Genomic DNA, 13,115 nt, shown 5'->3' on the forward strand with positions numbered 1-13,115 from the left:
GTTTCAAAAATGAAACCAAAAAATTATAGATTTGGAGCGTGACAAGAAATTGGGTAAAGCATTGATTATTGGAGCTGGCGGTGTAGCTAGCGTTGTCGTACATAAATGTGTACAAAACTCAGAAGTATTCGAAGAGATTATGATCGCAAGTCGAACAAAATCAAAATGTGATGCTTTAAAAGAAAAATTAGATGGTGGAAAAACGATTATTCACACAGCACAGGTGGATGCGGATAACACTGAGGAACTAATTGACCTAATCAATGGATTTAATCCAGATGTGGTGATCAATGTAGCTTTACCATATCAAGACTTAACTATTATGGATGCATGTTTGGCAACGAAGACTCACTATGTAGATACAGCAAACTACGAGCCTTTAGATACTGCTAAATTCGAATATAAATGGCAATGGGCGTATAAAGAGCGTTTTGAAGAAGCAGGTATTACTGCGCTTCTAGGTTCAGGTTTTGACCCAGGTGTAACAGGCGTATTCACAGCGCATGCACAAAAGCATCATTTCGATGAAATTCATTATATCGATATCGTTGATGCAAACGGTGGAGACCACGGACTTCCATTCGCAACAAACTTCAACCCTGAAATCAACATTCGCGAAATTACTGCGAACGGTCGTTTCTGGAAAGATGGCGAGTGGGTTGAAACGGAGCCTTTAGAATATAAAACAGTTTATAACTTACCGGAAATCGGTGAAAAAGATTGCTACCTTCTATACCATGAAGAACTGGAATCTTTAGCGAAAAACATTAAAGGTTTAAAACAAATCCGCTTCTGGATGACGTTTGGCGAAAAATACTTAACACATTTAAACGTTCTTGAAAATGTAGGTATGACTTCAATCGAGCCAATCGAATTCCAAGGACAAATGATTCAGCCAATCCAGTTTTTAAAAGCTGTTTTACCAGACCCAGCTACATTAGGTCCACTTACAAAAGGTAAAACAAACATCGGCTGTATCGTTCGCGGTATGAAAGACGGTAAAGAAAAAACTTACTATGTATACAATGTATGTGATCACCAAGAATGCTACAGAGAAGTTGGCTCACAGGCGATTTCTTACACAACTGGTGTACCGGCAATGATCGGCGCTATGCTTGTAATGAACGGCGAATGGCAAAAACCAGGTGTATGGAATGTAGAAGACTTCAATCCGGACCCATTCATGGATGCATTAAATAAATGGGGATTACCATGGCACGAAACAGAAAACCCTGAATTAATCGACTTGGAATTCACTTCTGCTGGAGAAAAAGCATAATGGCAGAAATTAAAAACACGAAAAAATCTGTGATGGCAGCTGCTCTTGAAAAAGAAACAGGCATTGACTGGTCAAAAGCACCATCTCCTGCCTTCGTAGTGGACGAGCGATTACTTGAGCGCAATTTAAAACTGTTAAAATCCGTACAAGATCGTACGAATTGCGATATTTTACTTGCACTTAAAGGGTTTTCTATGTGGTCAACATTTCCGATGGCGCGCAATTATTTAGCGGGGATTACATCTTCTTCACTATTTGAAGCACGTCTTGGCTTTGAAGAATTCGGCAAGGAAGTACACGCGTATGCCCCTGCTTATGCAGAGCATGAAATCGATGAATATTTAACTTATGTCGACCATATTGTATTTAACTCATTTGATCAGTTAAATAAATACAAAGACAAAGTGTTAAATCACGAGAAAAATATTTCAATCGGTTTACGTGTAAATCCAGGATATTCAGAAGTGGAAACACCTTTGTATGACCCTTGCTATATTAACTCGCGTTTAGGTATTCCGGTGGAGTCATTCCGTCCGGATGAACTTGACGGTGTAGAAGGTATTCACTTCCATGCAATGTGTGAGCAGGGTGCTGAAGTTCTAGAGCGTATTTTAGTACACTTTGAAGAGAAATATGGTGAATACTTGCATCAAATGAAGTGGATCAACTTTGGCGGCGGACACCATATTACGAAGCCAGGTTATGATGTCGAGCTATTAGTCAGCTTAATCAACCGCATTCAGGAAACATATGGCGTAAAAGTGATTTTAGAGCCAGGTGAAGCAATTGCGCTTAATACAGGATATTTAGTGGCGACTGTGCTTGATATAGTACAAAACGGTATGGAGCTTGCGATTGTCGATTCTTCAGCTACTTGCCATATGCCGGATACACTTGAAATGCCTTATCGCGCACATATTATCGGTTCGGGTCAGCCAAACGAAAAAGCCTACACATATCGCTTAGGTGGGATGACTTGCTTAGCAGGCGACATTATCGGAGACTATTCTTTCGATGAGCCGCTACAAGCAGGCGACAAACTCGTCTTTACGGATATGGCCCATTATACAATGGTAAAAACGCATATGTTCAACGGTGTAAATTTACCAAGTATTTGCACTTACAATGAACAAGATGGTGTAAAAGTTATTCGTACTTTCCAATACGAAGACTACCGTAACCGTCTATCTTAATTAACAATCCATGGTAACAAAAACATCCATTTTCTCCGTGAGGAAATGGATGTTTTTTTCTGTTTTCACGAGTTCCCCCACTAGAAGTATTTAAATATACTTCAACTATTTTGAATGTTATGTTGCACAAAGCTTATTAATATAGATATCAAAGAGTATATGATAAACTTACTTTTAGTAACTTAGTAAAGGAGTCTATTAAAAATGAAGAAATTTGAATTCGGCATCTATACCCTCGCTGATATTGGCACTGATCCTTTAACAGGAAAAGCCCCTTCTCCTTCGCAACGATTAGAGGAAATTTTACAGATGGCGGACTTAACTGAAAATTTAGGGCTGGATGTGTTCGGTGTCGGCGAGCATCACCGTCTTGATTATGTCGTATCTGCTCCGCCTGTTGTTTTATCTGCGATTTCTCAACGGACAAAACATATTAAACTGACGAGCACAACAACCGTTTTAAGTACGGTAGATCCTGTTCGGCTTTTTGAAGATTTTGCAACGCTTGATTTACTAAGCAATGGACGAGCCGAAATTTTAGCAGGTCGTGGTGCATTCATCGAATCTTTCCCGCTCTTCGGGTATTCAACAAATGATTATGACGCATTATTTGAGGAAAACTTACTGTTACTTCAACAATTAAATTCACAGGAACGCGTAACATGGAGCGGTCAATTCCGCCCAGCTTTAAATAATGCGGAAATAGCACCTAGGCCCTTTAATCAGGAAATTCCTATTTGGGTTGGTGTTGGCGGCACACCGGAAAGTGCTGTTCGAGCAGGACGTGTCGGAGTTGGGATGGCACTTGCAATATTAGGCGGTCCCCTTGATCGGTTCCAGCCATTAGTGAATCTTTACCGAAAATCCGGACAGCAACATCCTGAAAAATTAAATGTTGGAGTTACCGGTCACCTTTTCATTGCAGAAACAACTGAACAGGCACTGGAGCAATTTTACCCTTACTATAAAAACTATTGGCAGTATGTTAATCAGCAACGCGGCAGTTTCAGCTTCCAGTTATCTTTTGAACAATTCATCGAAATCACCGGACCGAACATGGCATTATTCGTTGGAAGTCCTGAAGAGGTTGCGGAAAAAATTATTAAACAATATGAATTCTTCGGGCATAGCCGGTTTTTGGCGCAGCCGGATATCGGCGGTCAACCATTTGAACTTGTAAAAAACAGTATGAACTTATTTGCCAACGAAGTCGTTCCAATTGTTAGAAACCACATTGAACTGAAATCATAAAACTTTTCTATAGTTAGTGAAAACGAGCACGGCAAAAACTTTTTGTTGTAGGTAGTGACCCCTTAAAGTTAGAGTTTTTATTATGCTGCTAATTGGCTGGCATGTTTTCGGTAATTTACCGGACTCATGCCGACCAGTTTTTGTTTAATACGAACATTATTATAATAATGGATATACTCATTTATTTTCTTTTGTAATGCTTCATAAGAGATGATTTGTTCTCCATAATACATTTCCTGTTTTAGTAAGCTAAAGAAGTTCTCCATGGCCGCATTGTCGGCGCATGTTGCTTTACGAGACATACTTTGAAAAATCCTGTTCTGTCTTAATGTTCTCACCCATGTATTGTGTTGGTAGTGCCAGCCTTGATCGGAATGAATTGTTGTCCGATATTCTGCGCGCTTTTGAATAATTGGTAGTGCTTGTCTAAGTGAATTTAACACAAAATCTAGGCTCGGCCGTTTTGACATACTAAACCCAATAATTTCACCATTAAATAAATCCATGATCGGACTTAAATATAATTTTTCATCATCTGTACATTTAAATTCAGTTACATCAGTCACCAATTTTTGAAGGGCATATGACGTTCTGAATCTACGATTCAAAAGGTTTTTAGCGACTTTTCCAACTGTTCCTTTGTAGGATTTATAGCGTGATTTACGTATGAATTTTACACATTTCAACCCTAGGTTTTTCATAATTCGTTGTACCTTTTTATGATTAATTATGTGTCCTTGCACTCTTAATTCCGCATGAATTCGGCGGTAGCCATATCGCCCCTTATGTTGTTCAAAAGTCTCTAAAATCAAGGCTTTCCACTCTAAATCTGGATCTTTTTGCCTCATCAGTTTGATATGATAATGATACGTTGCTTCAGGAATATCCACTTGTTTTAAAATATCTTTTAATCGAAATCCTTCTTGTTTAAGTTCGAATGCGATGGCAGCTTGTGCTTTTCGAGGAAGGCATCTGGATTCTCCCGAAAAGCCTTCAACTTTTTTAAATAAGCTACCTCTAAACGAAGCAGTTCATTTTCGCGTTCTAGCTGCTCCTCACGTGACATTGTTTTTTCTTGGTTATTCACTGTTGATTTTTGTTTCTTAGACATGGATGGGCGCCCCTTTGGTTTTCTTTGCAGGCCCTCTATCCCTTCTTTTAAAAACCGATGATACCAACTAGCAACTAAAGTTGGATCATTCAAGTTAAAATGAATCGCAGTATCTTGATGGGAAGCACCTGTTCGTTTCATATAGCTTAATACATCTAATTTAAATTGAACAGAATAAAACTGCTTCGTTTTCTTAACAGATAGGCCACTACATCCAAACTCTTTATAAGCACGTACCCATTTCCTTAACGGTGTAGCACCGACTGCATATTTCTTCGCGATCGCTCGATATCCTAGTGAGCCACTTAAATATTCTTGAACCACCATCAATTTAAATTCTTCATTAAATTTAGTCATAAAAAATCACCCCAAAGGTTAGTTTTTTACTCTAACTTTTGGGGTGCAGCACCGTACCGTGCTCGTTTTTTAAGTTCCACAATAACTTACAAACGGTGGTTCTTCGTCTGTCGGTGGCTGAGTATATTTTTTGTACTGCTCCGGCACAGTAAACGGGCTTGTCAGTACTTGGAGCATTTCAGCAAACATTGAAGGGTCGCCTTCTGCAAACTGATCGATTGCCTGTTCCACAAAATGATTTCTTGGAATAAAGGCCGGATTAACGGACTGCATTACCTGCATTGTTTCATCAATCGTCGTGTCTTGTTGTTCAATCCGTTCAAACCATCTTTTTTCCCACTGTTTAAAGGCTTCTGACTGGAACAAATCATTATCCGGTCGCTTACCTTCCGACAATGTACGAAAAGTGTTTGTATAGTCTGCTTCATGTTCTTCCATTAAATTCAGCAGATCATCTATCAGCTTCTCATCCTGATCATCAATCGAAAGTAGACCTAATTTTTCCCTCATTTCACTATAATAATAAGCTTCATAAATAGAAGGGAATTTACCTAGAATAGTTTGTGCAAGTTGAACTGCTTCCTCTTCGTTTTCATGAAGCAGCGGGAGCAGACTTTCAGCGAAACGCGTTAAGTTCCATGATGCGATCGGCGGCTGATTGCGGTAGGCATAACGCCCTTGACGATCAATCGAACTGAATACAGTTGCCACATCATACGTATCCATAAACGCACATGGCCCGTAATCAATTGTTTCACCGCTGATTGTCATATTATCAGTATTCATTACACCATGAATAAAGCCGACACTCTGCCACTTCGCAATAAGGGAAGCTTGTCTATCAATTACCGCTTCGAGCAGGGCAAGATAGCGGATTTCTGATTGCATCAGCTCAGGATAATGGCGCTCAATTGCATAATCAGCCAAAGCTTTTAAGTCGTCCGCCTCTCCAAATGCAGCAGCATACTGAAACGTCCCGACACGTAAGTGACTTGCAGCAACCCTTGTTAGAACAGCGCCTTCCAAAGCTGTTTCACGATAGATGATATCGCCAGTTGCCGTAACAGCTAAACTACGTGTTGTTGGTATTGAAAGTGCATGCATTGCCTCACTGATGATAAATTCGCGTAACATTGGACCAAGCGCAGCACGTCCATCGCCTCCACGAGAATACGGTGTAAGACCCGATCCTTTCAACTGAAGATCAAATCGTTTCCCATTTTCCGTGAGATGTTCTCCGATTAATAACGCTCTTCCATCACCTAACATATTAAAATGCCCGAATTGATGTCCTGCATAGGCCTGTGCAATTTGCGCTGCGCCAACAGGCATTTCTTGTCCTGCCAAAATAGCGGCACCATGCTCTTTTAATTCCCGAGCATCTAACCCGAGCTGCTCAGCTAATGTACGATTGAAGATGACGATTGAAGGTGATGTCACTTCATTAGCTGTTACATGGGAATAAAAAGTTTGCGGCAACTCCAAGTAACTGTTATTAAAACGAAAACCAAAATTCTGCTTTTTATCTGTCATTGTTTTCGCCTCATTCCTTTCAAAGATGCATTTATTATAAACTTTTTTATAAAAGTTAACCAAAATTACGCCCGGTTAGTATGTTAACCTATTAAAAATAAAAGTTGACACAAAACAAAACTCAATTTATATTTATGTTAACCAAAATAATATAGAAGTTAACAACAAGGGGAGTAATGTATGGAGACTGTTCACAAAACACAAAGCTTTAAAACAATCGATTTAATTTACAGTGCACTTTTTGCAACACTTATTATGATCGGGGCAAATATTACATCATTTGTACCTTTTCTAACGGTCGGTGGTGTACCGATAACATTACAGGCATTTTTTGCCATACTAGCAGGTTTAGTGCTTGGATCAAAAAAAGGAGCCATCGCTTGTGCAGTTTATATGTTTATCGGTCTTGCAGGGGCACCGGTGTTCTCTAAATTCACAGGCGGATTTTCGGCGATATTACTTCCGACTTTCGGCTTCATCGTAACATTTATTATAAGTGCATATATTGCCGGTAAAATTGCCGAAAAGTTTCAAACACGACTTGCCTATATTATTGGTGCACTTATAGCAATGGCGGTTAACTATATTATAGGAACAACATGGATGTATTTTGCCTATACATTATGGGCATCCGCTCCAGAAGGTTTTACGTTTAAAATGGCATGGCTTTGGATGATTCCGCCAATGCCAAAAGATATTATTCTTTCAATTTTCGCAGGATTCTTTGCATATCGTATTCAAAAAATCCTGAAAATCCTACCTATTAAATAAATGGTTGATTGTAGTAGAATTCCTCATCTCATGTTCTCGGCGTCATCATTATACCGAGATTCATATATTTGATATACTTTATTCAATAGATGAAGGAGGAATTTCATATGGCAAATCATTATCAAAATATTGTTGTTGCAGTAGATGGTTCAGAAATAAGCGAACTCGCTTTTAAAAAATCGATTGATATAGCAAAACGAAATATCGGCTCGACTTTACATATTATCCATGTAATCGATACGAGCTTCTCCACATCTTTTGATATGCTTTATGATAATATGGTTGAATTGGTTCGCAAACATGGCGAAGTTTTACTGGACCGCTATGAATTGGAAGCAAAAGAAGCAGGCATTCCTGCCATCAATAAGATTTTAACAAAAGGCACGCCCAAAACAATTTTAGCAAGAAAGCTTTCAGAGCATGCACCCGCAGATATTATCATTTGTGGTGCAACCGGCTCGAATGCGGTCGAGCAGATGTTCATGGGATCCACTACGGAAGCAATCGTTCGGCATGCAACATGCGATGTTTTAATTGTGCGAACACCCGTTAAATAAAAAAAGGTTATGAGGAGCACAAAATGGTCCTCATAACCTTTTTTAAATCATTAAAATTTCCCGGATATCCTGTTCGGTTAACGTTCCCTTCGACGATTCATCGCCGTCCAATATATCCGAAATAAGCATTTTCTTCTTCTGCTGAAGTTCACTCATTTTTTCCTCGATTGTACCATTTGCAATGAGTTTAATCACTTGTACAACTTCCTTTTGCCCCATACGATGGGCACGGTCGGCCGCTTGTTCCTCTACTGCCGGATTCCACCATAAATCATATAAAATGACGGTATCTGCCCCTGTTAAATTCAGTCCTGTGCCGCCTGCTTTCAAAGAAATCAAAAACATATCACGCTCGCCATCATTAAAAGAGTTGCATAGCGCAATACGCTCTTCTGAAGGGGTTTGTCCATCAAGATAAAAATATTGTTCCCCGCGCTTGGAAAGTTCTGTAGCAATCATTTTCAGCATTTGCGTAAACTGTGAAAATATTAATACCCGGCGGCCAGATACCTTCGATTGCTCCAATAGTCGGAACAGCTGTTCAAACTTGGCGGAACTCCCTTTATACCCTTCGACAAACAGTGCCGGATGACAGCAGATTTGACGCAGTCTCGTAATTCCGGCCAAAATACGAATCCGGTTTTTATGGAATGTTTCTTTATCCAGATGCTTCATTGTATCGACACGCAGTTTCGCCAAATAGGCTGCATATAACGCTTTTTGCTCCGGTAACAGTTCGGCTTTTTCAATCATTTCCTCTTTTTGAGGCAATTCACCCAGTACATGTTCTTTCATTCGGCGAAGGAGAAACGGCCGTACTCTGCGTGCAATATCTTTCCGCTGCATATGGCGGAACTCCTCTAGACCGCGGAACAGCTGCGGAAAGATGACACGGTATATCGACCATAATTCCGATAATGAGTTTTCAATCGGTGTTCCTGTTAAACCAAAGCGATTTGTCGCACTAATTCTTTTTACTGTTCTAGCCGTCTGTGTAACCGGATTTTTAAATGCCTGCGCTTCATCAAAAAATACCGTATGGAAATGCTGCCGTTCATAAAATGCACTATCTTTACGTAATAACGGATAGGTCGTAATGATAACATCATGTTCTTCCATTGTACGAAGCAAATGACGCCGCTCGGATACTTCCCCATCAATGACAATTGCTTCGACTTCAGGGGCAAATTGCATGAACTCATACAGCCAATTGTATGAAAGCGACGATGGACAGACGATCAGAACCGGCTGTTTATTTGCACGGATGATCGGCAATTCAGATACGATAAAGGCAATACTTTGTACTGTTTTACCAAGTCCCATATCATCTGCAAGCACACCACCGAATCCATAATTCGAAAGCAATTTCAACCAGTTAAAACCATGTTTCTGGTAATCCCGAAGAATCGGTTCCAGGCTTTCCGGAACTTCAAATGTCAATGTTTCAGGATGTAATAACTGCCCTGTAAACTGTTTAAACGATTCTTCCGCTTCAAATATTTCACTTTGTTCAAACTGCTCCAAAAAAGGTAGACTATCCAATATTGGCATATTAAACGTTAATTCATATTCATCATCCTGAGCCGGAATTGCTCTAAGAAAGCGCTGAATTTCTTCAATTTCCTTAGTCTCCAGCGAAAGCAATGCCCCATCTTGCAAACGATAATATTTTTGCTTCACTTTGATGGCCGCTAAAATTTCTTTAATTTGCTTATTCGTAACCCCATCCATTTCAAATTTAAATTCAAGCCAATTTGTCCGTTCCTTTTGAACGTTCACCCGGATTTTCGGAAAGTTATTTTCTTTCGCTATCCGCAGTTTGACAGAATTTGTGGCATAAATGTTAGCCAATTTTGTGAGCTTCGGAAGCTGGTGATATAAAAACTCGTATTCAAGCTCTTCATTTTGCATATAGTAGCCGCCATCCGTTTTCGTAAAACCGCTTCCATCCATCAACGCTAAAACCGCCGCTTCCTTTTCGATATCACGGAAGATGAACACTTCGTCAGAAAGCTGATCATCCAATGGTTGAATGACAAATTGCCCGTATTGAAATTCCACCCCTGCAAGGAAGCGGTTTTTCACACGGTCTAAATAAATGTTTGCGACTAATGGTGTTTCCATCTGTTTTGCTGAAAGCTCTGGAGCCATTTCAACAATACCTATTTTTTTCAATTTAGGTATCACCTGTTCCCGGAAGTAATCCCAGTGTGAATGCTCAATCGTTAATAAGGTTTGTTGCTGAAGCATCTGCCTTAACTCGAAAAGCTGCTTCATACTATCGTCACTCATTTGCGTCATTTCTCCATCAAATAGCACTACCCGATAATTAGGAAGCAAGAAAACTCGTTTAATTCCTTCTATATAAACCTGATAATCTTTGCCCTTTGCTTCAATGAAAAAACGAAGAGCTGTAGGTTGTGTTTGTAGCTTTACATCGCTATAGCTTTCATTTTGATACAATAACGAAACATTTTCCGTATTCGATATCAATGTAGCTAGAAGAATCCAAGATGAGGGTGGAATGATCAGCAGATGCTGCTCCTGATTTTGTACAGGCGTGTCACTATAAAGTGTATCATCTTCAATAATTTTAATTAGGAGCTGTAAAATGGCATCATGCTGTTCCTCAAAGCAGAACAGTTCAAAATTATAGGTGATATTTTGAGATATCCGATATGGCTTTTTATTTTTTATATGTGATAAAAATTCGCGAATTGATAAAATCTGTTCTCCATTGATCTGGAGTTGTATACTAAAAAACGGGTCTTGTTCTGAAAGTTGAACAGGCGTTAATAAAAACTGCACTTCTAATATTTCCCGTTTTTCAAAATGACTTTGCTGTCTTGTTGTTTGTATTGTCTCCTGTTTAAAAATAGAAAGAAAGCTGTTTTCAGAAATTAAATTTCCAGCGTTTTCATCAACTTGCATCGATTGAGCTTTATTTTTATTGTTATTAAAAATAGCGATAAGAACTGCCGCAACATGTTGACAGCTTTTACTGAAATTACCCAATGTCGGACAGCTGCAAGATGTTTTAAATTGGCCTGTTCCCTCTTTTTCTACCCGGACAACGAATTGTTCCGTACTGTTTACAACCGCTTCTCCATACACATCTGTATCTTGCAGGAAATTAACTTTCCCTGTTTGGTAAAAAGTTTGTCCTTTTTTAAAAGAAACGGTTCCGCATAGATTTTTTATTTGTTTTTCTGAAATTTTTATATCCATGCCGATCCCCCTTTTTCTATTTAATCCATTTTCTCATGTCACCCATTGAATTACTAGCTTGAAGCGAATATGAAAAAATTGAAAAAGACTTAACGATATGAGGTGAGAAGAGGTGTTGGAGTTAAAGGAGGAATATATGAAAAGGGGGCTAATTGGTTAGCCCCCTTTTAAACTCAAGCAAAAGATGATTTAATTTTTTCCAGATGTCGGACTGTTGGCGTCAAGTTGGCAAAGAAGTATGCTTCACGCAATTTGCGGGATGGAACACTTCCCGCAACATAGCCGGCTGCTCCATTGTGAATCATATTCGCCTGTACTGCAGCTAATGTATCGTGCACAGCTTGGAGACGTGTGTTTACAATTCCCTTCAGTGTCAAATTGCCTGCCAAATTGTTCAACTCTGCATTAATTCTTTCATATTGATCGCGCAGTTCGGTTGCCTGTACTTTTAAGTAGTCATTACAGCCGTTTTGCTTAGCCTTTACTTTTTCAATACCTTCAACTGCTGCGGCAATTACACCTGCACCAAGCGGAACTTGATAATAAATAAACGTAGGGCGGATAATATCGCAAAATTCTTTTGCATCCTCGGAAATGACAAAGTCTTTCGAAATTACGACATGATCAAATTTACATGAATATGTCGCGCTGCCATTCACTCCAAGGAAACCAAGTCGTTCGTTCATTTCAAGACCTTCGATATCAGTTGGTACAAGCACCAAAACTTCACGACTGTCGACTGTCGCAACTGCACCAAAATAATGACGGTTCCCCAAGTTGGATACAGCTGGCAACGTTCCATTAATGACATAGCCTTCTTCTGTCTCTTCTGCCTTCAGATGGAGTTTTTCTAATCCGGAATAATACTTCATCGCATTTGATAATCCTGTTGCACCAAGCTTTACGCCGCTTTCCAGTTCCGGTAATATCGTTTGCTTTAAATACTTATTGTCACTATTACGTAAATAAGTTAATGCGGCTAAATGGCACCAAACACAAAACGCTGTTGTCATACAAACCTTTGACGTTTCACGAACAACTGCTGCCTCATCCTGTAATAGCGTCGATTGCTCCTTATTTGCCGATTGGAAGAAACCAGCCTCACTTAGCGCTAAAATATAATCTTCTGCATAATGTGCCTGCTCATCGACCTTCTTCACTACGGGCTTCAGTTTTTCATCGATGATTCGTTGTAACAATTCTTTGTTCAATGCCATTGTCCCCGCATCCTTTCCTTTTAGTCTGCCAATTCCGTTAATGATGTGATCGGTGTTTGTACTGCTTCTCGTGCACGTTTTACAGCCGCTTCGTCTGGTGCATCATAGAAACATAAACATTTTGTCATATCTTCACATACATACGTACGAGAGAATTTTACATCTGGAACTTCTTCGTATTTTACCGAATTTTTCTTTTTACGCTCTAAATATTTTTCCATCGTAATTTCTGCAGGAATTTCCCATTCTACTAAGTAGTTTACTTGCTCGCCGCCCGCTTTTACTTCATCAAGTTCTTTACCGATTAAACGGACTTCCTTTACTAGATCAATTGCAACACCTTGTGTTTGTAACGCTGTTTTTGCCGCTTCCTCATCTGCTGCTTCAATAATGAAATAACCACGTGAAAAGTCTTTCGCCACTTGTACTTCGATAACTCCAACACCTTCTGTACCATGCACTTTTTCGACTAATGCCGAAAATGCTTCTTTTGAAGAAACCTCATTAATTGTTGATTCTACTAAATATAAACTCATTGTATTTTCCTCCTAATAGTAAATGTTAAATTATTCTATATTCAAATAGGCGTTCTTTAGAGCGCACTATGAATACCCATTT

The 13,115-nt window shown here is 39.4% G+C and carries 10 protein-coding genes and 1 pseudogene; 5 read left to right on the plus strand and 6 right to left on the minus strand.

What is annotated here, in order from left to right; translation table 11 throughout:
• Positions 1–49: 49 nt before the first annotated feature.
• The 3 genes from MKY07_RS13040 (at position 50) to MKY07_RS13050 (ending at position 3,723) form a co-directional block, all read left to right on the plus strand.
• Positions 50–1,279, plus strand: a complete 1,230-nt coding sequence (locus tag MKY07_RS13040; protein ID WP_008405160.1) for a saccharopine dehydrogenase family protein — start codon at positions 50–52, stop codon at positions 1,277–1,279.
• Positions 1,280–1,311: 32 nt separating this feature from the next.
• Positions 1,312–2,472 (plus strand): carboxynorspermidine decarboxylase, encoded by a 1,161-nt coding sequence (gene nspC / locus MKY07_RS13045; protein WP_173364541.1) that lies wholly within the window; start codon positions 1,312–1,314, stop codon positions 2,470–2,472.
• Positions 2,473–2,676: 204 nt separating this feature from the next.
• Positions 2,677–3,723 carry an LLM class flavin-dependent oxidoreductase gene (locus MKY07_RS13050; RefSeq protein ID WP_339262561.1) on the plus strand — a complete coding sequence of 349 codons (1,047 nt, stop codon included), beginning with the start codon at positions 2,677–2,679 and terminating at the stop codon, positions 3,721–3,723.
• Between the two features lie 80 nt (positions 3,724–3,803).
• On the opposite strand, the pseudogene MKY07_RS13055 reads toward MKY07_RS13050, so the two are convergent.
• The 3 genes and pseudogenes from MKY07_RS13055 to MKY07_RS13065 all read right to left on the minus strand — a co-directional run.
• Positions 3,804–4,670: pseudogene (locus tag MKY07_RS13055) on the minus strand (IS3 family transposase); the annotation flags it as partial.
• Positions 4,631–5,191 carry a helix-turn-helix domain-containing protein gene (locus tag MKY07_RS13060; protein WP_339262563.1) on the minus strand — a complete coding sequence of 187 codons (561 nt, stop codon included), beginning with the start codon at positions 5,189–5,191 and terminating at the stop codon, positions 4,631–4,633. The gene MKY07_RS13060 and the pseudogene MKY07_RS13055, both read right to left, overlap by 40 nt.
• A gap of 69 nt (positions 5,192–5,260) precedes the next feature.
• Positions 5,261–6,724, minus strand: a complete 1,464-nt coding sequence (locus tag MKY07_RS13065; protein ID WP_339262565.1) for a YdiU family protein — start codon at positions 6,722–6,724, stop codon at positions 5,261–5,263.
• 180 nt (positions 6,725–6,904) lie between these two features.
• Between MKY07_RS13065 and MKY07_RS13070 the strand changes: the two genes are divergently transcribed.
• Positions 6,905–7,495, plus strand: a complete 591-nt coding sequence (locus tag MKY07_RS13070) for a biotin transporter BioY (protein ID WP_008405151.1) — start codon at positions 6,905–6,907, stop codon at positions 7,493–7,495.
• A 107-nt stretch (positions 7,496–7,602) separates the two neighbouring features.
• Positions 7,603–8,052 (plus strand): universal stress protein, encoded by a 450-nt coding sequence (locus MKY07_RS13075; protein WP_014823245.1) that lies wholly within the window; start codon positions 7,603–7,605, stop codon positions 8,050–8,052.
• A gap of 42 nt (positions 8,053–8,094) precedes the next feature.
• On the opposite strand, the gene MKY07_RS13080 is transcribed toward MKY07_RS13075, so the two are convergent.
• The 3 genes from MKY07_RS13080 to MKY07_RS13090 form a co-directional block, all read right to left on the minus strand.
• Positions 8,095–11,280: a DEAD/DEAH box helicase gene (locus tag MKY07_RS13080; RefSeq protein ID WP_339262568.1), complete on the minus strand. Its 3,186-nt coding sequence runs from the start codon at positions 11,278–11,280 to the stop codon at positions 8,095–8,097.
• A gap of 173 nt (positions 11,281–11,453) precedes the next feature.
• Entirely contained in the window at positions 11,454–12,497 is a 1,044-nt protein-coding gene (locus tag MKY07_RS13085; RefSeq protein ID WP_008405147.1) for an acyl-CoA dehydrogenase family protein, read from the minus strand.
• A 20-nt stretch (positions 12,498–12,517) separates the two neighbouring features.
• The gene (locus MKY07_RS13090; RefSeq protein WP_008405145.1) at positions 12,518–13,033 is read right to left on the minus strand and encodes a DUF4242 domain-containing protein; all 516 of its coding nucleotides are present in this window, start codon (positions 13,031–13,033) and stop codon (positions 12,518–12,520) included.
• Positions 13,034–13,115: the final 82 nt, after the last annotated feature.

The sequence above is a fragment of the Solibacillus sp. FSL W7-1472 genome (assembly GCF_037969775.1).
Lineage (GTDB): Bacteria > Bacillota > Bacilli > Bacillales_A > Planococcaceae > Solibacillus > Solibacillus silvestris.

What these genes read in the sequence shown, in the direction of transcription:
- MKY07_RS13090 (WP_008405145.1), bottom strand. Translation starts at nt 13,033, where the DNA reads ATGAGTTTATATTTAGTAGAATCAACAATTAATGAGGTTTCTTCAAAA.
- MKY07_RS13050 (WP_339262561.1), top strand. Translation starts at nt 2,677, where the DNA reads ATGAAGAAATTTGAATTCGGCATCTATACCCTCGCTGATATTGGCACT.
- MKY07_RS13070 (WP_008405151.1), top strand. Translation starts at nt 6,905, where the DNA reads ATGGAGACTGTTCACAAAACACAAAGCTTTAAAACAATCGATTTAATT.
- MKY07_RS13060 (WP_339262563.1), bottom strand. Translation starts at nt 5,191, where the DNA reads ATGACTAAATTTAATGAAGAATTTAAATTGATGGTGGTTCAAGAATAT.
- MKY07_RS13085 (WP_008405147.1), bottom strand. Translation starts at nt 12,497, where the DNA reads ATGGCATTGAACAAAGAATTGTTACAACGAATCATCGATGAAAAACTG.
- MKY07_RS13075 (WP_014823245.1), top strand. Translation starts at nt 7,603, where the DNA reads ATGGCAAATCATTATCAAAATATTGTTGTTGCAGTAGATGGTTCAGAA.
- MKY07_RS13065 (WP_339262565.1), bottom strand. Translation starts at nt 6,724, where the DNA reads ATGACAGATAAAAAGCAGAATTTTGGTTTTCGTTTTAATAACAGTTAC.
- nspC (WP_173364541.1), top strand. Translation starts at nt 1,312, where the DNA reads ATGGCAGCTGCTCTTGAAAAAGAAACAGGCATTGACTGGTCAAAAGCA.
- MKY07_RS13080 (WP_339262568.1), bottom strand. Translation starts at nt 11,280, where the DNA reads ATGGATATAAAAATTTCAGAAAAACAAATAAAAAATCTATGCGGAACC.